Source organism: Nocardia sp. NPDC058114 (assembly GCF_042884695.1).
Taxonomy (GTDB): Bacteria; Actinomycetota; Actinomycetes; order Mycobacteriales; family Mycobacteriaceae; genus Nocardia.
Map to the genome: position 1 here is coordinate 161,724 of NZ_JBHVTK010000004.1, position 22,721 is coordinate 184,444.

Here is a 22,721-nt window from a genome sequence, read left to right on the forward strand (position 1 = left end):
AAGCGACACCAGCCCCGGCGCTGCACAACACGGGCGCATCACACCAGCGAATCCCGCCATGCGGCGTGCAATCCTGCGAAGCGGCCCTGGCCCGCGATCAGCTCGGCCGGTGCGCCGTCCTCCACGATCCGGCCGCCGTCGAGCACCAGCACCCGGTCGGCAATGGCCACGGTGGACAGCCGGTGGGCGATGATCACGGCAGTGCGGTCGCGCAGCAGGGTCTCCAGCGCGTGCTGCACCAGCCGCTCACCGGGGATATCCAGGCTGGAGGTGGCCTCGTCGAGGACGATCACCGCCGGATCGGCCAGGAACACCCGTGCGAACGCCACCAGCTGACGCTGGCCCGCCGAGAGCCTGCCGCCACGCGTGCGCACGTCGGTGGCGTAGCCGTCGGGAAGCCCGCCGACGAAGGCATCCAGCCCCACCGCGCGCGCGGCTGCGGTGACCTCGGCGTCGGTCGCCTCGGGCCTGCCGAGCCGGATGTTGTCGGCGATGGTGCCGGAGAACAGGTAGGCCTCCTGCGTGATCATCACGACGTGCCTGCGCAGCTCGACATCGGCCAGGTGGCGCAGATCCACGTCGTCGAGCGTGATGACGCCACCGCTCGGGTCGTAGAACCGGGTGAGCAGTTTCGCCAGCGTCGACTTGCCCGCACCGGTGGCACCGACCAGCGCCACCACCTGTCCGGCCGGGATCTCCAGGTCGAATTCCGGCAGCACCGACGTGGTGTTGTAGCCGAACCAGACCTGGTCCATCCGCACCGCACCGGTCGCCCGCTCGAGTGTCACCGGGCGTTCGGGTTCGGCGACCGCCGGTTCCTCCTCGAGCACGCCGGAGATCTTCTCCAGCGCCGCGGCGGCGGACTGGTAGGAGTTGAACACCTGCGCGAGTTCGTCGAGGGGACCGTAGAACTGGTCGAGGTAGAGCAGGTACGCGGCGAGCACACCGATCGCGAGGTTGCCCTCCATCACCTGCCAGGCGCCGACCAGCAGCACGATCACCGTGGTCAGCTTGCCGATGAAGTTGGAGAGCCCGACGTAGTCGCCCATCCCGCGGACCGCGGTGGTCGTCGCCTTCTGGTACGCCGAATCCTCGACGCCGAGGACCTCCTCGTTGCGATGTTCGCGCCGGAACGCCTGCACCGCCCGCATGCCGCTCATCGACTCGACGAACTGCACGACAACGCGCGAGATCGCCCCGCGCGTGCGCCGGTAGCCCGCGCGCTGACGCCGCTGCGCCCACCGGGTGACCAGCACCAGCGGCACGAACCCGATCAGCACGATCGAGGCGAGCAGCGGGTCGAGCCAGATCAGCAGGGCAGCGATGGTCACCACCGAGATCACCGCGCTCAGCGCCTGATTCAGCGCGCCTTCGAGCAGTTCCTGGAGTGCTTCGATATCGCTGGTGAGCCGGGTGACGACCTTGCCCGAGGTGTACTTCTCGTGGAACGACACGCTCAATCGCTGCGTGTGCCGGAACGCGCGCACCCGCAGGTCGAACAGCACCCGCTGACTCAGCGACCCGGAGGCCCGCAGGAAGGCGAACGTGGTGAGTCCCGACAGCAACGTCACCGCGACGAATCCGGCGACGGTCGCGATCATCGGCGTCCAATTGCCCTGGCGGCCTTGGCTGATGCCGTGGTCGAGCCCGTAGGCGATGAACAGTGGCAGCGACACCTTGGCCGCGTTGTCGAGCAGGATCAGGACGAAGGTGAGAATCGCCTGCTTGCGGTAGGGCCGCACCAGATCGAGGAGCAATCGCCGGGATCGCCCGGCCAGCACCAGGTTTCCGGTCCCGGTGACGGCGTCGTCCTCCTTGGCGATACCGCGCCAGTCGGCCGCCAGATCGGACTTCTCCTCCGGCACTTCCTTTTCCGTCGTCACCGTCTCGGTGCTCATGCTTCACCTCCCATCAGTTCGCGGTAGTGGCTGCTCGTGCGCAGCAGTTTCTCGTGGCTGCCCTCGGCGACGATGCGTCCGTCGGCGAGCAGCGCGACGCGGTCGGCCAGCGCGGCGGTGGACGGCCGGTGCGCGACGAGCAGAGTGGTCGCGCCGGAGAGCACCGCCCGCAGCTGATCCTGCACGCGCTCTTCGGTTTCCACGTCCAGCGCCGACAGCGGGTCGTCGAGGACCATGATCCGGCCATGGGCGGCGGTGTCGCCGGTGAGCACAGCTCTGGCCAGGGCCAGACGCTGACGCTGGCCGCCCGACAGACTCAGGCCCTGCTCACCGATGCGGGTGTCGAGCCCCCACGGCAACGCGTCGACGAATTCGCTCGCCTGCGCGATATCGAGCGCCTGCCGCACGTCGACATCGGTGGCACGCGCGTCGCCCAGTGCCACGTTCTCGCGCACGCTGGCCGAGAACAGCACCGGTTCCTCGAAAGCCACCGTCACCACCCGGCGCAGCTCCGCCAGGCGCAGCGTGGCGATGTCGACACCGTCGATGGTGATCCGGCCGCCGCTGACGTCGTAGAGCCGGGGAATCAGCTCGAGCAGCGCGGTCTTGCCGCTACCCGTCGCGCCGACGAGCGCGACCGTCTCCCCCGGCCGGATCCGCAGCGAGATCTCTTCCAGCACGGTGTGGTCCGGACCGCCCCCGGATCGCGGGTAGGCGAAGCGGACCCGGTCGATGACCAGTTCCCCGCGCAGCGGGTCAGGTAGTTCCGCCGGGTGCGGCGGGTCGGTGATGTCGAGCGGGGTGTCGATGATCTCCCAGAATCGATCGGCCGCGGTGCGCGCCTCGAACAGCTCCGACAGCAGGAAGCCGAGCCAGATGATCGGCCACTGCAGGAACGTGGCCAGCGTGATGCTCGCGACCAGCGTGCCGATCGTCATCGAGCCGTGCACCACCGAGTAGCCACCCACCCCGAGCGACACCGCGATCGACACGGTCGGCAAGGTCACCAACGCCGCCCACAGCGTGGCGTCCAGGCGCACCTTCTCCATTTCCGTGCGCTGCAGCTCGCGCGAGAGCGCGGTGAAACGCGTCCCGAAGAAGCGGCCGCGCCCCAGCGCCTTGAGCACCCGCACGCCCTGCGCCGATTCCTGAGCGATGGTGGCCAGGTCGCCGGACTGGTCCTGCGAACGCCGCGAGGCCACCTCGAAGCGGCGGACGAAGCGCGCGCAGAACAGCGTCAGCGGCAGGGAGGTCACCGTGAAGATCAGTCCCACTTGCCAGTTCATCGCGAACAACACGATCAGCCCGGTGGGCATGATCACCCCGTTGACGATGAGGAACGGACCGGCGAACGCGACGAACCGCCGCAGCACCGACAGATCGTCGATGGCGCGCGAGAGCAGCTGACCCGACTGCCAGCCGTCGTGACGGCCGATCGAGAGGGCCTGCAGTTGCGTGAAAAGCTTGGCGCGCATGGTGATTTCGAACATCGTCGAGGGCTTGGACACCAGCCATCGCCTGCCCCACATACCGAACGATTCGAGTGATCCGAGCAGGAAGATCAGCGCGACCGGCGCCAGCAGACCGACGAAATCGCGCCGCGCGATCGGCCCGTCGACCACCCGTGCGATGACGAGCGGAATCGCGATCGCGGTGCTCGCGGTGACGATCGCCAGCGCGTTGGCCAGCAGCAGCGGCACCCGGTAGGGCCGGAGAAAGGGCAGAAATCGCCGCAGCGACCGCATTCCCCCACTCGACTGCGGCGACGGCCGCTCCGATCTGTCGGCCTCCGATTCGGCGGCCGCCAGCTCTGATGTGACAGACAAAACTCCCCCTTGATGTCCGGTCGGCTGGTTGGTTTTCCGGTACGGACGCCAGGTGATGTTCGCACTTGGGTCCGACAAGTTCGGCCCATCAAGAGTCCCAGAGCACCCCCACCCCCGGCCACCGATTTTCCTCGGCCCGAGCCCACCCGTCTACCCCCTGCCGAGCCACGCGGCACCCGTCGTCGGGAAGGATTCGTTCGCGGCCCGCACCTGTTCAGGGGACCGATACAATTCGCCCCAGGCGCGAGGGAACGGGTCGCTGAAGAGCGGACCACCCGGTGGCCGCTAACCCGAGCGCGCCGGCGCTCCGAAAACACAGGAGTCTCGTTGTCGCGGATGGTCGGGTTGTTCGCCGGGATCGGCGGGCTCGAACTCGGTCTGAGCAGGCATGGTTGGGCGTCGGAGCTGCTGTGTGAGATCGATCCCGGTGCCCAGGGTGTCCTCGCGGCGCGGTTCCCCGACACCGACCTGCACGGCGACATCACCCGCCTGCGGTCGCTCCCCGCGGGCACCGAGCTGGTCGCGGCGGGTTTCCCGTGCCAGGACCTCTCACAAGCCGGGCGCACCGCGGGCATCACCGGTCGTCGATCCGGCCTGGTCGACGAGGTTTTCCGGCTGGTCCGCAGGCAGCGCGGACCGCGGTGGCTGTTGATCGAGAATGTCCCGTTCATGCTGCAGCTGGGTCGCGGCGCGGCCATGCGCCACATCACCGCCGCGCTGGAGGAGCTCGGGTACGCCTGGGCCTATCGGGTCGTCGACGGTCGCGCGTTCGGCTTGCCGCAACGACGTCAGCGCGTGCTGATGCTGGCTTCGCGCACCGAGGACCCCCGCCAGGTGCTGTTCGGCGACGACGCCGGTCCCCGCGACTACGGCGATCCGGACTGCGATCCGTGCGGCTTCTACTGGACCGAGGGTGTGCGCGGCCTCGGCTGGGCGGTGAACGCGGTGCCCACCCTCAAGGGCGGTTCCGGTCTCGGCATCGCCAGTCCGCCCGCGGTCCGGTTGCCCGCGGGCGAGATCGTGACGCCGGGGATCGTCGACGGCGAACGATTACAGGGGTTCGACGCCGACTGGACCGCCCCCGCCCTCGATGTTCCCGGCGTGCGCCACGGTCATCGCTGGAAACTGGTGGGCAACGCGGTAAGCGTGCGGATGGCGAACTGGGTCGGCGAACGCCTGGCCGCGCCGTCGGACCCGCTCACCGTGGGAGAGCCGATAGCCGCGGGCCAGCCGTGGCCGAGCGCCGCCTGGGGACACGCGGGCGTCGTGCACCGCGTCCCCCTCTCGACCTGGCCGGTCCACGAGCCCTACGAGGACCTGAAGAACTTCCTCACCGAGCCCCGCCTGCTCTCTCCCCGCGCGACGGCGGGATTCCTGCGCCGCACCGAGATGGGAAGCCTGCGCTTCCCGCCCGGATTCCTCGACGACGTCCGGGATCACCTCGACCGCATGGGCGGCTGGGCGGCATGAGCGCGCGGCGGGCAGACAACCGGGAATCGCCCGACGAGTCCGCCGCCTCGTCGAGGTCATCCGCTGCGCGCAAGCTCGTCACCGACGCCGCCACAAGCGCGCGCATGTCCAAGCAGCGACGCGCTGATACCGCTCCCGAGCTGGCACTACGCCGCGAATTGCACCGGGCGGGACTGCGCTATTTCGTCGACCGTCCGCCCATCAAAGGTCAGCGCCGTCGCGCGGATGTGGTGTTTCCACGACTGCGCATCGCCGTCTACGTCGACGGCTGTTTCTGGCATCGCTGCCCTGACCACGCGACCGATCCGAAGAACAACGCGCAGTGGTGGGCCGACAAGCTGGCAGGCAATGTCGCCCGCGATCGCGCCACCGACATCGCGTTGACAGCGGCGGGCTGGGCGGTCATCCGGGTGTGGGAGCACGAAGATCCGCAGGCGGCGGCCAAGCGGATCACCGCACTGGTGAAACGCTCCAATCCTGACCGGTGAATATCGAGTTCTTCAGCGACGACGCGGACTGCGTTCGGCGCGAACCCGCACCCGTGCGCGCGACGACTCCGCCGCGACGAATCCGGACACGGCCAGCGCGAGGATCGTGGCAAAACCTGCCAGCGCGATCATGTAGCTCATCGAGGACCTCTCCGTTGGTTACCAAACACCCTGCACGGCGAACCTGACAGCAACCTGTGCGTGCCTGTGCTGCCACGATGAAACCACGTCCCCGCTTTCGACGCGCCTGATCCGGGCGGTGGCGGCCGGACACGCACAATGGTCGGTGTGACCGAATTCGCACGGCACACCCGTGGCTACTCGTTGCTGATCGCGATCGCGATCGCGATCGCGGGCCTGTGCTACTCGTCCTGGCTGCTGGAATTCGCGCTGCCGATCGACACCGACCCGGTCAACGACTTCCTCAGCGAACTCGATGCCGAGGGCAAGCCCTACCGTGAGGTGTTCGGCACCGCCGACACCGTGGTCGGCCTGTTGCTGATCCCCGCGGCGCTGGGCGGACTGCTCGTTTTCCGGCGCCGCCGGCTGACCACGATCGGCTGGACAGCGCTGTTGTGTTTCGGCGCGTCCACCATCGCCGACGCCCTGCTCCCGCTCCACGACTGCGCCCCGGGAGACAGCGCGTGCGGCGGCGACAGCGGACTGTTTCCGCAACTGCATCAACCGCACGCGCTCACGAGCACACTGGCCGTCACCTCGATCGCGGTGGCGGCGTTCGCCTTCAGCGCCGCCGCCTACCGCTACCACCGCTGGCGGATCCTGCGGGAATTCGGTGTCGCCGTACTGGTTCTCGGGTCGGCGGCGACCATCTGGATGATGGTCGCCGACAACCTGTCCGGCTCCTACGCGCTCGGCATAGCCCAGCGAATCCAGGTCGGAACCATGTCGCTGTGGTTGCTCGCCCTGGCCACCGCGGTACTCGTCGAAGCCCGCGAGTGGACTACTTGACGGTGATCTTCACCGTGTAGCCGTCGATCTTCGCCGGCAGCTTGGTCGTGTCCACCGCGAGCACCTCGCCGGTGTCCTGTGCACCGTTGGGCAGCGTCTTGGGCTTCAGCCCGAACGGGGGCTGTTCACCCTGGCTGGCGGCCAGGCCGAAGTCGCTGTCGTTGGCGATGTAGATGGTCTTGCCGCCGTCGAGGGTGGCGATGCCCTCGATCTTGTCGTGACCGAAGAACCCGCCCTTCTCGTCGAGTGCGGCGACCAGCGCGGAGAGGTCGAGGTTGCTCTTCTTCGCGACCGGGGTGACGCCCGCCTTGGTCAGCGCGGCGACGGCTTCGGTGGTCGGGGTGACCCCGATCAGCGTCTCCAGGGGCTTGCCGTCGATCAGCAGGCCGCCCTTCTCGGCGTCGTAAGTCGCGCCCGGCACGGCGGACTGCGGGCCGACATCGGTCGCGCCCGCGATGTCGATGGTCCAGATCTTCTTGTCCGACTTGGGCGCGAGGTTGCCGTCACGCTCGTCGACCAGGAACGTGGTGGCGCTCAGCGCGGTGATCTCCGAGACCGCGACCTTCGACTGCTTCGGGTTTTCCAGCGGGTACAGGAATTCCTTCTGCGCCTTGGTCTTCAGATCGACGGTCACAATCCGCGCGAACGGCACCTCCTTGGCCGAGCCGCTCAGTCCGGGGGTGTTGAGCGCGCTCTGCACCATGCCGACCAGGGTGCTGCCGTCGGGAGTGATGGTCAGCCCCTCCATGCCCTGGTTGGGTGTGCGCAGCGCGATCTCCTTCGGCAGGCCGCTGCCGGGCGCGAGCCGCTCGATCTCGGTGCCCGTGGCATCGAAATGCACCAGGAACGGACCGTATTCGTCGGAGATCCAGAAGGTGCCGTCGGCCAGTGCAACGAGGCCTTCGGGATCGATGCCGTGATCGGTGGGCGGCAGGACATTGCCCTGGAGGTCCTTGATGGTCTCGCCGGTGCTCGCCGAGGTGTCGACCTGCCCGTTGAACGGCACGCCCGACTTGCTCCGCAGTTCGATGCTCGACTGCAGCACGGCCTTGGTGTCGACCAGCTTGAACCGGCCGATCTTGGGCACGAAACCCGGTGTGGGCGAGAGCTTCTCGTTCTTCGCCGGACCGTCGACGTTCGGGCCGCGGTCGGTGAGCCCGTAGAACTCGTCGGTGCTACCGGGCACCGCGGTCCAGGCCGAGCCGAACCCACTGCCCTGCACCGTGGTGCCACCGAACTCGCCGAGCACCGGAATATCGGTCGTGTAGAGGCGAACCGCGTCGGTGGTGGTGACGGTGAACTGGTCGAGACCGGTGTAGCCGGCGCTCGGGGTGTAGACGTAGGCGCCGTCGGCCCGGCGGGTGACATTGCCGTGCTCGGGCTCGAGGCTGACCCCGAGCACCGCGCTGGTACCCGCCTTGGCGACCAGGTCGTCGAGCGAGATCACCAGCGGCTGGTCCTTGCCGGCGGTGAAGCCGGCCGCGGAGTCCGGCGACGAGCAGCCCGCCACCACGGCGGCGGCGCACAAAGCTGCGGTGAGAGGGAAAAGACGAAGACCTGGACGCACGTTCATTTGCCATGCATACCGTCGCGATCCGACCACGAGACGACCGGGAAATGAATTGTCCTCCACCACGCGGTGGACCATTCTGGCAACCATGACCACAACTCGGGTGAACATTTCCTCAGCCTCCGATTTCGAAGATGTCGTCGGGTATTCGCGAGCGGTACGGGTCGGCGACCAGGTAATCGTCAGCGGTACCACCGCCGCTGTCGCCGGTGGTGGCGCTGTCGGCGGCGACGATATCGGGGCCCAGACCCGTGAGGTCCTGGCTCGCATCGCCGCGGCGCTGGAGCAGGCCGGGGCAAGCGTGCGCGACGTGGTGCGCACGCGCATGTTCGTCACCGATATCGCCCGCTGGCCCGAGGTCGCGGCCGCCCATGCCGAAGTGTTCGGCACGATCCGCCCCGCGGCCTCCATGTATGAGGTCACCGCGCTGATCGCCCCTGACCTGCTGGTGGAGATCGAGGCCGACGCGATCATCGCTAGCTGAATCGTCACACGGAGCCGCTCCGGCGATCCGGCGTCGACGGCCGATAATCCCCAGTTGTCCACAGGTTCGGAGTTGCCCACAGAGCAGGTTCGACGCCGTCGTTCTCGCGTCCGTGGCGACGGCGGCGCACTACCCTCGAATCCGTGACCAGCGAAACGGCTACTCCCACCGACCTGCTCGATCAGGTCGCCGCCTCCACCGCGCGCTTCGACGCCGCCATCGGCACCCTCACCGATCCGGCGTTGGCCGAACCGTCCCTGTTACCGGGGTGGACGCGCGGTCACGTGCTGGCGCACATGGCACGCAATGCCGACAGCCTGCTGAACCTGCTGCTGTGGGCCCGCACCGGCATCGAGATGCCGCAGTACCCGAGCGTCGCCATTCGTGATGCCGATATCGAGGCAGGCGCACCCCGACCGCTGACCGTGCAGCACGCGGACTTCACCGCCACCGCGCACCGCTGGCAGGCCGTCGCCACCACCATGCCCGCCGCCGACTGGCAGGTCGAGGTCCGCAACCGCCAGGGCGGCACCCTCACCGCCGACCAGATCCCCTGGATGCGCCTGCGCGAGACCGAGATCCACCACGTGGACCTCGACGTCGGCTACACCGCCGCCGATTGGCCTGCCCCCTTCGTCGCGCGGCTTCTCCCCGAGACCATCGCGGACCTCTCCGCCAAACTCCAGCCCGAAGCCACCCCCACCTTCGACATCCAGTCCACCGACACAGATTTCATCGCCACCGTCGGCCCTGGCCGTCCCCACCACACCGTCCTCGGCCCCGCCACCGCCCTCCTCGGCTGGCTCGTCGGCCGTACCTCAGGTAGCGACCTGACCGGCCCCTTACCGCCGCTCCCGGCTTGGAAGTAGTCCCGACAGGGAAACCTCGCGACCTACGAAAGAACCTTCGCTCCAGCACAGTTCGGAGGTTCCACGTGGTCAGCGAATGCCGATTTTCGGGTCGGTGAAGCGGTTGGTGAAGATCTCGCCCGCTGTCAGCGCCGGTGGGATCGCCGCACCGCCTGCCACCAGGATCGGCCGCAGGTCCTCGAGGTTGCGCTGGGTTCGAGCCTGCTCGTAGGTGCCGAAGGAGCCGTCGGCCTCGTTGGCCAACAGGCCGAGCTCGACGAGCTGCTTCGCGGCGAACTCCGCCTCACCTGCCGGATAGGGAGTGAATGCCGGTGTGCGGGACACGATATCGACGACCTTGGCATTGGCGTCGGCTGGTGCGGAGCCGAAGTCGGCGCCGGCCTGCTGCACGATCGGTACCAACTTGGCCAGACACGGTGCCAGTCCGTCGACTGTGTCGGCGCGCACGGTGAGATTCGAGGCATAGGTGTCGAAGCCGGAGTTCTTGATCAGGTCGTAGGCCACCGGCTTGTTCCAGGCACGGGCCTCGTGCTCGTAGACGTACGGTTCCGCGCTGGCGAAACCCTGCTGGGCGATCGTCGGGTCGGCGACGAAGCGGGCCGGGGCGCCGTCGTATCCGGTATCGATCTGCGACTGTTTCAGCAGGCCCTTGGCCACCAGCCACTGCGGAAAGATCTGCTCCTTCGACACCACAACGGGCGCGTTCGAGCGGCCGATGTCGGCGATCGAACGCCAGTCCGGGTGACTCGCCGGATCCCACATCAGAATGGACGGGCTGTACTTCAGCAGCGGCGTGACAGCGACGACAGACTTGGCGGCACTCGCCGCGATCACCTGCTCGCCGTGCACCACCCCGAGCGTGACGGTGTCGTCGACGTACATGCGCGAGGGGACGGACTGGAAACCGATCGCGGGCCCACCCGCGCGCAGCTGCAACCGCACACCGGTGTCCTTACCGCCTGCCACCAGCGGCCCTTCGACCGACTTGGTCTCCTCGTCCACGCGGTACCCGGGCCCGAGCAGCTGGAACAACCCGCCCTGATCGGATTGCGGCTGCCACTGCAGCTGGATGGTGACCGTGTCCGGGCACACCCCGCGCAGTGTCTGCGCGGGCGCCGCGGGTTCGAGCGCGACAGCGGCGCCACCCTGATCCGGGGAATCGGTGCCGCAACCGGCGACGGCGAGCAGCGCCGCCAACAGCACTGCTCCCGAGGTCGCGGCGCGCCTGCGGTGTCGGTGGTTCTGCATGTCGTCCTCCTGGTCGTCGCGCCCCTCTGCGCGATGACTACATGCAACTTGTGGTCGATTTCCGGACCGTTACGTACTCACTACATGTCTGCTCTTCCATCAGTTCTGTAATGCGGAGGCAATACATGCAATAGACCCTGAAGAGATGACGTCCCCGTTCACCGTCCCCACCATCGACATCACTCCCTTTCTGACCGGCACCGACGATGCCGGTCGCGCGGCGGTCGCCGCCGCAATCGACACCGCTTGCCGCGAGGTCGGCTTCATGCAGATCGTCGGCCATGCCATCCCCGACGAGGTACTGGCCGGACTCACCGACGCGCTCGACGAGTTCTTCGCACTGCCACTCGACATCAAGAAGCGCTACCGGCGCTCGACCTCGGAGAACCGTGGCTACTCGCCGCCGAGGTCGGAATCGCTGAGCCTGAGTCTGGGACTGCCCACGGCGAATCAGATGAACGACTTCTACGAGGCTTTCATCGTCGGCACCCAGTCCACCGACTTCCCCGGCCTCGACCTACCCGCGTCGTCGTATGCCGCCAATAACTGGCCCGAGGCCGCGCCGGGCTTCCGTCCCGCGATCGACACCTACTTCGCCCACGCACAGCGACTGTCGCGAATCCTGTTGCGCGCCTTCACCGCAGCCCTGCGGCTACCCGCCGACTACTTCGACACCCTCACCGACCATTCCATCGACGCGCTGAAGATGAACAACTACGCCCTGCCAGAGGGCGAACTGCGTCTCGACGGCGACATGACCGGCATGGGCGCACACACCGACTTCGGCATCCTCACCATCCTGTGGGCCGACCGCGTCCCGGGTCTGCAGGTGCTCGACAAACACGGCCACTGGCACAACGTGCAGCCCGCGCAAGGCGCTCTACTGATCAACCTCGGCGACGCGATGGCCCGCTGGACCAACGACCGCTGGATGTCCACCCTCCACCGTGTCGATCCGCCGATCATCGACGGCCACATCCGCCGCCGCCGCTCCGCCGCCTTCTTCTTCGACGGCAACCACGACGCGGTGATCCAAGCCCTCCCCGGCACCCTCGCCCCCGGCGAACAGGGCTACCCCCCGATCACCGTCGCCGACAACATCAACGCGAAAGTCGCCGGCCTCAAAGGAATAGCCACCCCCGCCCCGACCGCCCGCGAAACCGCCAGAGTCCTGGCAGCGACCAGCCCGGATTGACCACACCTCCCACGAAAAAATCGACCCCGTATCTACAGATACGGGGTCGATTTCGGTGCGCCCGAAGGGATTCGAACCCCTAACCTCTTGATCCGTAGTCAAGTGCTCTATCCGTTGAGCTACGGGCGCATGGTGGTGCATCTTCAGTTGTTACCCAGCAAGCTGGGTGTGGCGGAGGCGAGAGGATTTGAACCTCCGGTCCCCGTGAAGGGACAACTCATTAGCAGTGAGTCCCATTCGGCCGCTCTGGCACGCCTCCTGGAGCCTTCTCTTTCGAGGGCACCGGTCCTTGTCGAACCGCCGGGAATGAAGATTACACGAGCAGTGGTAGTAGTCCAAAACGCCTGGTCAATCAGCGTAAGTTGCTGTCGAACCAGTCGTAGATACGAGTCTGGGAGTCGATGCGAATGGCGGTGGCCGCCTCGTCTTCGGGATCGGATCGGTCGACACGGCGACTCAGGCCCGGATAAGTGATTGTGAGACTGGCCACATCCGCCTTCGCGGTGGCCTCGCGGAGGCGGTCGACCGCCTCGGGTGGGGTGGCCGGGTCGTCCGCGCCGAAGATCCCGAGCCAAGGGGCCTGGAGGTCGGCGGCGATGTCGATCAGGGCCGCGTTCTGGTCGGGAAGCGGTTCGGAGATGCCGGGGGCGGCCACACTCACCGCGGCGCCGATCGGGCGGGTGGCGGCGACGAGGAAGGCCGCGGTGCCCGCGCTGTCGAAGCCCAGAACGCCGATCGTGTCAGGGAAGACGCCGCGGCCGGTGAGCCAGTCGAAACCGGCGTCGAAGTCGTCGAAGAGTTCGTCACCGAACACCTCGTGTCGCTGCGCGTCGGCGATGCGGTCGAACAGATGCGGCGCGACGACGATCCAGCCCTCGAACGACAGCGCCCGCATCAGATCGAGTAGCTGGGGGGAGAATTCTCGGGATTCGTGCAGGACAACGATGCCACCGCGGGCCACCCGTTCGGGCTCCACCACGGTGATCGGCACGGCAGTGCGCCGCGCGACGGCGGCCGTGTCGGCATCCACCGGCCGCAGGGGGGCGACGTCGTCGTAAGTGCCCGGCATAAACCCAGCGTAGGCGGCAGAACTGCACTTGGGTAGGTCTGGACGGCCGTGCCGCATGTCGCGGCGGCCGATCATCGTAGGGTGGAGGCGTGACCGCGCACATCCGCCCCGACCTCGCCACCATCCCGGCCTACGTTCCCGGCCGTAACCACCCGGATGCGGTGAAGCTCGCGTCCAACGAGACGACCTTCGGTCCGTTGCCGAGCGCGGCCAAGGCGATCGCGGAGTCCGCCGAGCTGGCCAACCGCTATCCGGACAATCAGGTCAGCGAGCTGCGGGCGGCGCTCGCCGAGTTCCTCGAGGTCACCGTGGCGAATGTCGCGGTCGGCTGTGGCAGCGTGGCGCTGTGCCAGGAACTCGTGCAGATCACCTGCGACGCCCCCGCCGACGAGGTGGTGTTCGCGTGGCGTTCGTTCGAGGCCTACCCGATCGTCACGCAGGTGGGCAACGCGACCGCGGTGCGGGTACCGCTGACCGAGGATCACCTGCACGATCTGGACGCGATGGCCGACGCGGTCACCGAGCGCACCAAGCTGATCTTCGTGTGCAACCCGAACAACCCCAGCGGCACCGCGCACGGGCGCGCCGAGCTGGAGCGGTTCCTCGACCGGGTGCCCGCGCACGTTCTCGTCGTGCTCGACGAGGCCTACTACGAGTACCTGCGGCTGACGCCCGAGACCCGCCCCGACGGCGTCGAGATCGGCCGCACCCGGCCGAATGTGGTTGTGCTGCGCACATTCTCGAAGGCCTACGGGCTGGCCGGGCTGCGCGTCGGCTACGCGGTGGGCGATCCCGAGGTGATCGCAGCGCTGCTGAAGGTCCACATTCCGTTCAGCGTGAACCGGATCGCGCAGGCGGCCGCGATCGCCTCGTTGCAGGCGCGTGGCGAACTGCTCGATCGCACCGATGTGCTGGTGGCGCAACGGCATCAGCTGCGCGAGGCGCTACTGGCCGCGGGCTACGAGGTGCCGCCGAGCGAGGCCAATTTCGTCTGGTTGCCGTTGCGCGAGCGCAGTATCGAGTTCGCCGAGGCGAGTGCCCTTGCGGGCGTGCTGGTTCGGCCGTTCGCCGGTGACGGTGTGCGGGTGACGGTCGGCGATCCGCACGAGAACGAGCAGTTCCTCAGCTTCGCCACCGCACCCGAAACGGCGGCCCGATTCCGTTAGTCCGGCGCACGGTCAGCAACCCTTGACGCGGGTTGCCGTGGGATTACCCCGAATTCGAGCACACCGCCAGCACACCGGTCGTAGGCTTGCCGAAGCTGATTTCGGGTCGACCGATCACCCGGTCGGCGCGCCACCGGTCGAGTGAATGTGTTCTCGGCGGGCAATCTTCCCGCGTCGGAGGGTGCACCCGCACGGCCCCGCACCCTGCTGCCCGACCGGAGATATACCGTGAATCAAGGCTCTCGCCCTGCCGTCTGCGAAAAATCAACCCCCACAGTGACTTTGGCGCCCGATGTCGATGTCGCCGTGCCGCCGCCGATCGAGCTGGATCGTCGCCTGCGCGACTGCGACGAGTTCTTCCGCTACCCCGAACTCGGGCACCTGCCCACCCAGCGTCGCCTCGGCGCGCTCGCCGAATTGCGCGATACCGGGACGTATACCCAGACCGCCGAGGAGATCTTGATCGGCGCGAAACTGGCGTGGCGCAACCACGCTCGCTGTGTCGGCCGCAAACATTGGCGATCACTGAAACTACTCGACGCCCGCCGAGTTACTTCCGCGCGGGAACTTTCCGAGGTGTGCTGGCAACATCTGCGCCTGGCCACCAACGGCGGCGCGATTCAGTCGATGATCACGGTCGGCCCGGCGGCCGAACCCGGCGGCGGCGAGTACCGGATCGAGAGCTCGCAGCTGATCCGCTATGCCGGCTACCGCAACGGCGACGGCACCGTCACCGGTGATCCGGCCAATATCGCGGCCACCGAACAGGCGCTGGAGCTGGGCTGGCGCGGGGCGCGTACGCCGTTCGACGTGCTGCCGGTGCTGATCACCACACCCACCGAGGACGTGCAGTATTTCGACGTTCCGCGCGAATTGGTCCGCGAGGTCGACCTGATCCACCCCGACTACCCGTGGTTCGCCGCACTCGGCCTGAAATGGCACGCGCTGCCCGCCGTTTCGAACATGGACCTGGAGGTGGGCGGTGTTTGCTACCCCTTCGCTCCCTTCAACGGCTGGTACGTCGGCACCGAGATCGGCGCGCGCAACCTCAGCGACACCGATCGCTACAACATGCTGCCGCTGATCGCCGACATGATGGGTCTCGACACCTCGTCGGTGCGGACGCTGTGGCGGGACAAGGCGCTGATCGAGCTCAATCATGCTGTGCTGCACAGCTTTCGCACATCCGGCGTGCACATGGTCGACCACCACACCGTGGCCAAGCAGTTCTGCGATCACGTCCAGCGCGAGGAAGCCGCCGGGCGCGCGTGCCCGACCGACTGGAGTTGGGTCAATCCGCCCATCTCGTCCGGGCTGACGCCCACCTTCCACCGCTACTACGACGCGCCCGACCTGGACGTTCGACCGAATTTCGTCCGCCGAGACTGAGCTACGGCGGGCTGTTTGACTCGCGACCGACCGGGTATTTGCTGTGACGTAGCCGAATCCGGTCGTGCCGGACGCTACGCCCGATTGATCATCCAACAACCCCCAGCGGAGCCGGCGAACGAGCCCAACATGCCCGCGACCGGCCTCCGTACCAGGTAGGAGGGATCATCATGAGCAAATCGACCCTGGAATCGCTGATCGGCACCACCGCCTACGACGAACGCGGCGACAAGATCGGCAAGGTCAAGCAGATCTACCTCGACAACCAGTCCGGAGCGCCCACCTGGGTTGCCGTCTCGACCGGCTTCTTCAGCCACGACTCGCTGGTTCCGCTGGCCGGCGCCGAACATCTGCCCGACGACGACTCGCTCCGACTGCATGTGAACAAGGAGCTGGTGAAATCGGCGCCTTACCACGACGGGTCCCGGATCAGCGCACAATCGGAACAGGAACTGTTCGAGCACTACCACGTCGATCCACGGGCTTCGGGCTGGAATGCCGAAGGGCGCCCGCGGATTCGACCCGAAGACGACCTGCCGATGACCCATGGCAACCCGCCGCGGACCGTGACCGGCCAGTCCGACACCGCTCGCTACGGTGACGACTCGATGGTGCGCTCCGAAGAGCAGTTGCGCATCGACACCGAGAGCGAAGAGGTCGGCACCGCACGGTTGCACAAGTCGGTGGTCACCGAGGAGCAGACGTTCAAGGTGCCCGTGACGCACGAGGAAGTGCACGTCGAACGCGAGCCGATCACCGACCGCACGGGGCGCACGACCATCGGCGAGGAGGACCGCGAGGTCACCCTGCACGCCGACCAGGTGCACGTCGAGAAGGAAGCCGTCCCGGTGGAGCGTGTACGGCTGGCGGTCGACGAGATCGACGACGAGAAGACGGTCTCCGAAACGGTCCGCAAGGAACGCGTGGAAGCCGAAGGGATCGACGACCGCCGCCGTCAGGAACCCTGACTCCGCGCGTCGACATCCCGCTCGGCCGAACCGGCCACCCACCCGGTGGGTGGCCGGTTCTCGACGGGTTACGCGCGGTCGGCGGCGAGCGTAGGGTTCTCGATACGGGCCGAATCGCCCTGGTCCGGCTCGTTTCGACGAGCGAGGGAGCCCCCGATGAGCACCGCATCCAGTTCGGGATTCGATGCCGACGCACTGCGCCGCGGAATCGAAAGCCGTGATGCCGCAACACTGCTGACGCTCTACAGCGACGATGCCGAGATCCGCATGGTCGACCACCGCGACCAACCGAGTCACCCCCGGGTGATGCACGGTCGCTCGGCGATCAGCGCGATGTTCGACGACGTGTGTTCCAGGGAGATGACCCACTCCCTCGACAGCGTCTTGATCGACGGCGACCACATCGCCTTCGTGGAATCGTGCCGATATCCGGACGGCACGCGCGTCCTCGCCCACTCGATGGCGAACCTGCGCGACGGTCGCATAGTCGACCAGACGTCGATCCAGGCGTGGGACGAGGAGTAGTCAGCGGAAATCGGCGACGTGGTCGGCTGCCCATCGGCGATAGTCGCGGGCCGGTGACCCGGTGACGTCGTGCACGGTGGAGGTCACCGAGCCCGGTGTGCCGACGAGTCCGGCGAGTCCGTGCAGCACCACGCGCGCGATGTCGGGCGGGAGCCAACCCATGTGCGCCACTGCGTCTTCGGGGCTGATCTCCTCCCAGACCAACGTGCGGCCGAGTGCGGCGCCGATCGCTTCGACCTGGTCGATTCGGCTCAGCGCGGCCGGGCCGGTCAGGTGGTACTTCGCCCCGGCGTGGCCGTCGGTGGTCAGTGCGCGCACGGCGACCGCGGCGATATCCGCCTCGTGCAGCAGGGGCATCGTGGCGGCGCCGTACGCGCCGCGCACGACGTCGCCCGCGCGAATCTGAGGTGCCCATTCGACCGTGTTGGTAGCGAAACCACCGGGCCGCAGGAAGGTCCATTCCAATGACGACTCGGTGATCGGCTGCTCGATGAGGGCGTGTGCCCGGCCGATCGGGTGGTCCTGCTCATCCAGTTCGTCGCGGACCGAGGCGGAGGAGAGCAGGACGATGCGGCGCGCGTGTGCGGCGACGCGGGCGACGACCCGCTCCGCGATCTCCGCCGACAGCATCGGCCAGGTCAGGTACACCGCGTCGATGCCGTCGAGGGCACTGTCCAGGGTCTCCGGGACTGTCAGGTCGCCCTGCACCACCTCGATACCCGTAGGCAGCGACGCCGCGCGCGGGTCGCGCGCCGATGCCCGCACCCACGTTCCGCCCGCGGCGAGCTGCGCCGCCACCTGACCGCCGACATGACCGGTCGCCCCGATCACCAGAACCCTGCTGATATCCACCATGGGCCAACCGTAGGAAGGGGACTTTCCATTGGAAAGGGCATACCGATAGGTAAGCTCATGGCATGGCGGTAGGAGTCCCGGACAGCGACCGGCCCACACTCGGTCAACGTGACGTATTCGACAAAGAGTGTCCGGCCCACGCCATCCTCGGCAAAGTCACCAGTCGCTGGGGCGTCCTGATCCTGGCCGCGCTACTCGACGGCTCGATGCGCTACCACGTCCTGCGTGACCGAATCGGCAGCATCAGCGAGAAGATGCTGTCGCAGAACCTGCGCACCTTCACCGACTACGGCCTGGTCGAGCGCACCGTCGAACCCACTGTGCCCCCACAGGTTTCCTACGCCCTGACCCCGATCGGCCACGAGGCAGCCGAAAAGCTCCACGGCCTGCTGGAATGGGTGAGCACCCGAGCCGAGGAAATCGAAACCTTCCGAACGGGTGGACCCGTGCCAGGACCGAAGCTCCTCGACCGATCCTGACCTGCGGGCCTTTGGCGGAGACGGAGGGATTTGAACCCCCGATGGTGTTACCCATGCTCGCTTTCAAGGCGAGTGCATTCGGCCGCTCTGCCACGTCTCCCTGGGAAGGATGGTAGCCGACCTGATCCGGCCTTCCGCAAGTCCGGGCGGACCTGGGCCGGGTTGTCTCGCGCCGGCGAGAACTGTCGGCGACATCGGCGCGGGGTTCTGGCTACCGGCGGGGTGTGGGGAGAGGATTGGTGTCATGTACGCGATTGAGCTGAACGGGTTCGGTGGGCCGGAGGTCATGGAGTGGACCGTGACGATCGATCCGGAGCCGGGGCCCGGTGAAGTGTTGGTGGAAGTTGTTGCGGCAGGGGTCAATCGGGCCGATGTGATGCAGCGGAAGGGGTTCTATCCGCCGCCCGCGGATGCGAGTTCGATCCTCGGGTTGGAGTGTTCGGGGACGATCGCGCGGTTGGGAGCGGGGGTGACGGACTGGCAGGTCGGGGATCGGGTGTGCGCGTTGCTCGCCGGGGGTGGGTACGCCCAGTTCGTGGCGGTGCCCGCGACGCAGCTGTTGCCGATTCCGGAGGGGATGGACGCTGTCGCGGCCGCGGGGTTGCCGGAGGTGGCGGCGACCGTGTGGTCGAACCTGGTGATGACGGCGGGGCTGCGATCGGGGCAGCTGGTGTTGATCCACGGCGGCGGTGGCGGGATCGGGACGCACGCGATCCAGGTGGCGCGCGGGCTCGGAGCGCGCGTCGCGGTGACGGCCGGGTCGGACGCGAAGCTGACCAAGTGCGCCGAGCTGGGGGCGGAGATCTTGATCAACTACCGGACCGGCGACTTCGTCGCAACGGTCGCGGATCAGGGCGGGGCCGACGTGATTCTCGACAACATGGGTGCGAAGTACCTGGAACGAAACGTGGAGGCGCTCGCACCCTATGGGCAGCTGGTGGTGATCGGAATGCAAGGGGGCGTCAGCGGAACGCTGAATATCGCCGCACTGCTGCGTAAGTGGGGCACCGTGGCGGCGACCAACGTGCGCGGCCGTCCACGATCGGGGCCGGGGAGCAAGGCCGAGATCATCGCGGCGGTCCGCGCACAACTGTGGCCGCAGGTGGCCGCAGGCGAGATCGTGCCGGTGATCTCCACCGAGCTGCCGATCACCGAAGCCGCCCGCGCGCACGAACTGCTCGACGACTCGCAGACCTTCGGCAAGGTGATCCTGCGGGTTCGCGACTAGCGCACGCTATTCGAGGGCGCTGAGGGCACGGCCGAGCTGGTCGATCTCGTAGCGGGTCGTATAGGGCGCGAGCCCGATCGTCACCGCACCGCCCTCATCGTTCACACCCAGCGCGTCGAGTAGTCGGCTGCCGCCGTGCACACCGCTGACCGTCCCGATCCTGGCATCGGCCAGCTTGGCCGCCACCTTCTCCGCCTGCATTCCGGCCATCGTGAAACTGACCGTCGGGATGCGGGTGGAGGCCCGGCCGATCACGGTGAGGTTGTCGACCTTCTCCAGCACCTGCATGAGGTGATCGAAGAGCTGGTCGTGATAGTCCTGCAGCGAGGTGATCGACATCTCGAGGCGTTCGCGGCGGGTGCCCGTGGCGCGCTCGTCGAGCCCGGCGAGGAAGTCGATCGACTCGGTGAGCCCGGCCAGCAGCGCGTACTGATGCCCGCCCACTTCGAGGCGTTCAGCACCCTTGGCATAGGGGTTGAGCGACATCGAGGGGATGCGATCGAGGAACGCCGGGTCGCGGAAAACCAGTGCGCCCACCTGCGGTCCGCCCCACGACGGCGCGCTCAGCGCGACGACGTCGGCATTGAGTTCGTCGATGTCGATCAGCGCGTACGGCGCCGCGCCGAACGCGTCGGCCACCAGCAGTCCGCCCACGTCGTGGACCCGATCGGCGGCCACCCGGACACCGGGCGCCGACCCGACGATCGGTGACGCGGCAGTGAGCGCCACCAAGCGCGCGGTCGGCCCGATCAGCTCCTCGAACTGCCACGACGGCATCTCGCAGGTCTCGATCTCCACCTCGGCCCAGCGCACGTGCGCGCCGTAGCGGTTGGCGATGCGCAGCCACGGGGCGACGTTGGCCTCGTCGTCCAAACGGGAGAGCACGATGCCGGTACCGAGACCGAGGCGTGAGCTCAGCGATTCGGCCAGCCAGGCCAGCAGAACCGCGCGATCGGGACCGAGGACGACGCCGGCCGGATCTCCACCGACCAGATCGGCGACAGCTTCCCGTGCGGCGTCGAGGATCGCGCCGCTGCGCGATGCCGCACCGTGGCGGCCGATGTGGGAAAACGAAGAGGTGCGGAAACCCGTTGAGACGGCACGAGATACCGAATCGGGAACCAGCATCCCCGCCTGCGGGTCCAGATGGATCCAGCCGTCGCCCAGGGACGGTATCAGGCCCCGAACCCTCGCGACGTCATAAGTCATGGTGGCCACTTTAAGGGCAGGGGGCCTCCCGGGGTAACCGCGTGGGGGTTTTAGCGCGAACCCGGCGCACACGCAATGATGGGGATATGACGCACTCGGAGGATGTCCCCGAATCCATCGTCGTGATCGGTCCCGACGGCCGTCCACTGACCGTGCCCGCCGACGCCGACAACGCGTCCGCGTTCACCGCTCAGGTCGTGCCGGACGACGAGAAGGCCGCGAGCGAGTCGGCGGAGTCGCTGACGGACATGGTCGAGCAGCCCGCCAAGGTGATGCGCATCGGCACGATGATCAAGCAGCTCCTCGAGGAGGTTCGCGCCGCACCGCTGGACGACGCCAGCCGCTCGCGCCTCAAGGAGATCCACAAGTCCTCGGTGCGTGAGCTCGAACAGGGCCTCGCCCCGGAACTGCGCGAGGAACTCGAACGCCTCACCCTCCCGTTCACCGACGACTCAGTGCCCTCGGACGCGGAACTACGCATCGCTCAGGCTCAGCTCGTCGGCTGGCTGGAGGGCCTGTTCCACGGCATCCAGACCGCGCTGTTCGCCCAGCAGATGGCCGCCCGCGCTCAGCTGGAGCAGATGCGCCAGGGTGCGCTTCCGCCCGGAATGCACGCGGCGGACGCCAAGCCAGGCGGCCATGTGGGCGGCGGCCAGTACCTGTGAACCCCCCGAGTCTCTTGTTCGCGGCCCGCCTCGATCTGGACTGAGTGGAGGGTGCGACGAAGGAGTACCCGGAGGGAGGCGAGATCGAGGCCCCTCGGGGCCGCGACACCCGGCGCCAGCCGGAAAACAACACTGTAAGGTCGGGGACCGTGCCCGCCGCTGCCGCCCGTCCTGAATCGGTCTCCGATGAGGGTGACGTGCGTACCGAAGAGAGCCCCGTGCATTCTGACGACATTCCCGCCGACGCGGCGCTAGCCGAAGTCGCCGCTGCCGAGCACACCACCGATGCGCCGCTGCTGGTGAAGACGCCGATGGTGTCGGATTCGCAGACCTTCGGGCGTGCTTTCAAGGACATGCGCGACGGACTACACCAGCGCGAGCTGTGGTTGTCGCTGGGCTGGCAGGACATCAAGCAGCGCTACCGCCGGTCGGTGCTCGGTCCGTTCTGGATCACCATCGCGACCGGTTTGCAGGCGCTGGCGATGGGTCTGCTGTATTCGACGCTGCTGGACCAGCCGATCAGTGAGTACCTGCCGTATGTGACCGTCGGCCTGATCGTGTGGAACGTCATCAGTGCCTCGATTCTCGAGGGCTCCGATGTGTTCATCGCCAACGAGGGACTGATCAAACAGTTGCCCTCGGCGCTGAGTGTGCACGTGTATCGCCTGGTGTGGCGGCAGTTCCTGTTCTTCATCCACAACGCCGCGATCTACGCGCTGCTGGTGGTGGCGTTCTCGATCTGGCGTGACCTGGATCTGTCGTTCCTGCTGGTGTTCCCCGCGATCCTGCTGCTGTTCCTCAACGCGATGTGGGTGACGATCGTCTTCGGCATCTTCTCCACCCGCTACCGCGATATCGCCCCGATTCTGGGCTCGATGACGCTGATGCTGTTCGTGCTGACGCCGGTGATGTGGTCGACGAAGGCGCTGGAGAACTCGGTCGGCGGGGCGGGCGACCGCGCCAAGCTCCTCGAGATCATCCCCACCTATCACTACCTGGAGATCGTGCGCGCTCCCCTGCTCGGTGAGCCGTCGCAGTGGCATCACTGGGCGATCGTCGGTGCGATCACCGTCGTCGGCTGGGCTGTCGCGATCCTGGCGCTCAAGCAGTACCGTGCCCGCGTCCCGTACTGGGTTTAGGAGCAGTTCTCG

The 22,721-nt window shown here is 67.5% G+C and carries 22 protein-coding genes and 3 tRNA genes; 14 read left to right on the top strand and 11 right to left on the bottom strand.

Annotated features, from left to right (window positions below; translation table 11 throughout):
• Nucleotides 1-38 precede the first annotated feature (38 nt).
• Both ACFVVI_RS16870 and ACFVVI_RS16875 read right to left on the bottom strand, forming a co-directional pair.
• A complete protein-coding gene (locus tag ACFVVI_RS16870) occupies nucleotides 39-1,898 on the bottom strand; it encodes an ABC transporter ATP-binding protein (RefSeq protein ID WP_387445945.1) in 1,860 nt (619 codons plus the stop codon).
• Nucleotides 1,895-3,724 (bottom strand): ABC transporter ATP-binding protein, encoded by a 1,830-nt coding sequence (locus ACFVVI_RS16875; protein ID WP_387445946.1) that lies wholly within the window; start codon nucleotides 3,722-3,724, stop codon nucleotides 1,895-1,897. Before ACFVVI_RS16875 ends, ACFVVI_RS16870 begins: the two co-directional genes overlap by 4 nt.
• A gap of 336 nt (nucleotides 3,725-4,060) precedes the next feature.
• Between ACFVVI_RS16875 and ACFVVI_RS16880 the strand changes: the two genes are divergently transcribed.
• Both ACFVVI_RS16880 and ACFVVI_RS16885 read left to right on the top strand, forming a co-directional pair.
• On the top strand, nucleotides 4,061-5,194 hold the full coding sequence (locus ACFVVI_RS16880) for a DNA cytosine methyltransferase (protein ID WP_378638684.1): 1,134 nt from the start codon (nucleotides 4,061-4,063) through the stop codon (nucleotides 5,192-5,194).
• The gene (locus ACFVVI_RS16885; RefSeq protein WP_387445947.1) at nucleotides 5,191-5,682 is read left to right on the top strand and encodes a very short patch repair endonuclease; all 492 of its coding nucleotides are present in this window, start codon (nucleotides 5,191-5,193) and stop codon (nucleotides 5,680-5,682) included. Before ACFVVI_RS16880 ends, ACFVVI_RS16885 begins: the two co-directional genes overlap by 4 nt.
• Nucleotides 5,683-5,694: 12 nt before the next feature.
• Here the strand turns inward: ACFVVI_RS16885 and ACFVVI_RS16890 are convergent, their stop codons facing one another.
• Nucleotides 5,695-5,823, bottom strand: coding sequence for a hypothetical protein (locus ACFVVI_RS16890; protein WP_387445948.1), 129 nt, complete (start codon nucleotides 5,821-5,823; stop codon nucleotides 5,695-5,697).
• A gap of 147 nt (nucleotides 5,824-5,970) precedes the next feature.
• Between ACFVVI_RS16890 and ACFVVI_RS16895 the strand changes: the two genes are divergently transcribed.
• Nucleotides 5,971-6,651, top strand: coding sequence for a DUF998 domain-containing protein (locus ACFVVI_RS16895; RefSeq protein WP_387445949.1), 681 nt, complete (start codon nucleotides 5,971-5,973; stop codon nucleotides 6,649-6,651).
• On the opposite strand, the gene ACFVVI_RS16900 is transcribed toward ACFVVI_RS16895, so the two are convergent.
• Nucleotides 6,644-8,224, bottom strand: coding sequence for an esterase-like activity of phytase family protein (locus ACFVVI_RS16900; RefSeq protein ID WP_387445950.1), 1,581 nt, complete (start codon nucleotides 8,222-8,224; stop codon nucleotides 6,644-6,646). The two genes, ACFVVI_RS16895 and ACFVVI_RS16900, sit on opposite strands and share 8 nt — an antisense overlap.
• Nucleotides 8,225-8,309: 85 nt before the next feature.
• On the opposite strand from ACFVVI_RS16900, the gene ACFVVI_RS16905 reads away from it, so the two are divergent.
• Nucleotides 8,310-8,705: a RidA family protein gene (locus ACFVVI_RS16905; RefSeq protein ID WP_387445951.1), complete on the top strand. Its 396-nt coding sequence runs from the start codon at nucleotides 8,310-8,312 to the stop codon at nucleotides 8,703-8,705.
• 143 nt (nucleotides 8,706-8,848) lie between these two features.
• Nucleotides 8,849-9,574, top strand: a complete 726-nt coding sequence (locus tag ACFVVI_RS16910) for a maleylpyruvate isomerase family mycothiol-dependent enzyme (RefSeq protein WP_378994486.1) — start codon at nucleotides 8,849-8,851, stop codon at nucleotides 9,572-9,574.
• 69 nt (nucleotides 9,575-9,643) lie between these two features.
• Here ACFVVI_RS16910 and ACFVVI_RS16915 read toward each other — a convergent pair whose 3' ends face one another.
• On the bottom strand, nucleotides 9,644-10,822 hold the full coding sequence (locus ACFVVI_RS16915; protein WP_378994488.1) for a nitrate ABC transporter substrate-binding protein: 1,179 nt from the start codon (nucleotides 10,820-10,822) through the stop codon (nucleotides 9,644-9,646).
• A 145-nt stretch (nucleotides 10,823-10,967) separates the two neighbouring features.
• Between ACFVVI_RS16915 and ACFVVI_RS16920 the strand changes: the two genes are divergently transcribed.
• Entirely contained in the window at nucleotides 10,968-12,017 is a 1,050-nt protein-coding gene (locus ACFVVI_RS16920; RefSeq protein WP_378994490.1) for an isopenicillin N synthase family dioxygenase, read from the top strand.
• Between the two features lie 56 nt (nucleotides 12,018-12,073).
• Here ACFVVI_RS16920 and ACFVVI_RS16925 read toward each other — a convergent pair.
• The 3 genes from ACFVVI_RS16925 to ACFVVI_RS16935 all read right to left on the bottom strand — a co-directional run bounded on the left by ACFVVI_RS16925 (nucleotide 12,074) and on the right by ACFVVI_RS16935 (nucleotide 13,086).
• Nucleotides 12,074-12,146: transfer RNA gene (locus ACFVVI_RS16925), tRNA-Arg, on the bottom strand.
• Nucleotides 12,147-12,186: 40 nt separating this feature from the next.
• Nucleotides 12,187-12,276, bottom strand: a tRNA-Ser gene (locus ACFVVI_RS16930).
• Between the two features lie 93 nt (nucleotides 12,277-12,369).
• Nucleotides 12,370-13,086: a dienelactone hydrolase family protein gene (locus ACFVVI_RS16935; RefSeq protein WP_387445952.1), complete on the bottom strand. Its 717-nt coding sequence runs from the start codon at nucleotides 13,084-13,086 to the stop codon at nucleotides 12,370-12,372.
• An 89-nt stretch (nucleotides 13,087-13,175) separates the two neighbouring features.
• Between ACFVVI_RS16935 and hisC the strand changes: the two genes are divergently transcribed.
• From hisC to ACFVVI_RS16955, 4 genes are all read left to right on the top strand, one after another.
• Nucleotides 13,176-14,252: a histidinol-phosphate transaminase gene (hisC, locus tag ACFVVI_RS16940; RefSeq protein ID WP_378996822.1), complete on the top strand. Its 1,077-nt coding sequence runs from the start codon at nucleotides 13,176-13,178 to the stop codon at nucleotides 14,250-14,252.
• Nucleotides 14,253-14,528: 276 nt separating this feature from the next.
• Nucleotides 14,529-15,641, top strand: coding sequence for a nitric oxide synthase oxygenase (locus ACFVVI_RS16945; protein ID WP_379312393.1), 1,113 nt, complete (start codon nucleotides 14,529-14,531; stop codon nucleotides 15,639-15,641).
• A 170-nt stretch (nucleotides 15,642-15,811) separates the two neighbouring features.
• Nucleotides 15,812-16,609, top strand: a complete 798-nt coding sequence (locus ACFVVI_RS16950; protein WP_378996818.1) for a DUF2382 domain-containing protein — start codon at nucleotides 15,812-15,814, stop codon at nucleotides 16,607-16,609.
• A 156-nt stretch (nucleotides 16,610-16,765) separates the two neighbouring features.
• Nucleotides 16,766-17,134, top strand: coding sequence for a nuclear transport factor 2 family protein (locus tag ACFVVI_RS16955; protein WP_378638491.1), 369 nt, complete (start codon nucleotides 16,766-16,768; stop codon nucleotides 17,132-17,134).
• Here ACFVVI_RS16955 and ACFVVI_RS16960 read toward each other — a convergent pair whose 3' ends face one another.
• Nucleotides 17,135-17,989, bottom strand: coding sequence for an NAD(P)H-binding protein (locus ACFVVI_RS16960; RefSeq protein ID WP_387445953.1), 855 nt, complete (start codon nucleotides 17,987-17,989; stop codon nucleotides 17,135-17,137). It abuts the gene before it with no gap.
• A 62-nt stretch (nucleotides 17,990-18,051) separates the two neighbouring features.
• Between ACFVVI_RS16960 and ACFVVI_RS16965 the strand changes: the two genes are divergently transcribed.
• Nucleotides 18,052-18,468, top strand: a complete 417-nt coding sequence (locus ACFVVI_RS16965) for a winged helix-turn-helix transcriptional regulator (RefSeq protein WP_378996810.1) — start codon at nucleotides 18,052-18,054, stop codon at nucleotides 18,466-18,468.
• 12 nt (nucleotides 18,469-18,480) lie between these two features.
• On the opposite strand, the gene ACFVVI_RS16970 is transcribed toward ACFVVI_RS16965, so the two are convergent.
• Nucleotides 18,481-18,568: transfer RNA gene (locus tag ACFVVI_RS16970), tRNA-Ser, on the bottom strand.
• Between the two features lie 144 nt (nucleotides 18,569-18,712).
• Between ACFVVI_RS16970 and ACFVVI_RS16975 the strand changes: the two genes are divergently transcribed.
• Nucleotides 18,713-19,696, top strand: coding sequence for an NAD(P)H-quinone oxidoreductase (locus ACFVVI_RS16975; protein ID WP_379316834.1), 984 nt, complete (start codon nucleotides 18,713-18,715; stop codon nucleotides 19,694-19,696).
• A gap of 6 nt (nucleotides 19,697-19,702) precedes the next feature.
• Here the strand turns inward: ACFVVI_RS16975 and ACFVVI_RS16980 are convergent, their stop codons facing one another.
• Entirely contained in the window at nucleotides 19,703-20,905 is a 1,203-nt protein-coding gene (locus ACFVVI_RS16980) for a cysteine desulfurase-like protein (RefSeq protein WP_358185869.1), read from the bottom strand.
• An 86-nt stretch (nucleotides 20,906-20,991) separates the two neighbouring features.
• On the opposite strand from ACFVVI_RS16980, the gene ACFVVI_RS16985 reads away from it, so the two are divergent.
• Nucleotides 20,992-21,570, top strand: coding sequence for a bacterial proteasome activator family protein (locus tag ACFVVI_RS16985; protein WP_387445954.1), 579 nt, complete (start codon nucleotides 20,992-20,994; stop codon nucleotides 21,568-21,570).
• A 311-nt stretch (nucleotides 21,571-21,881) separates the two neighbouring features.
• A complete protein-coding gene (locus ACFVVI_RS16990) occupies nucleotides 21,882-22,709 on the top strand; it encodes an ABC transporter permease (RefSeq protein ID WP_379301792.1) in 828 nt (275 codons plus the stop codon).
• Nucleotides 22,710-22,721 lie beyond the last annotated feature (12 nt).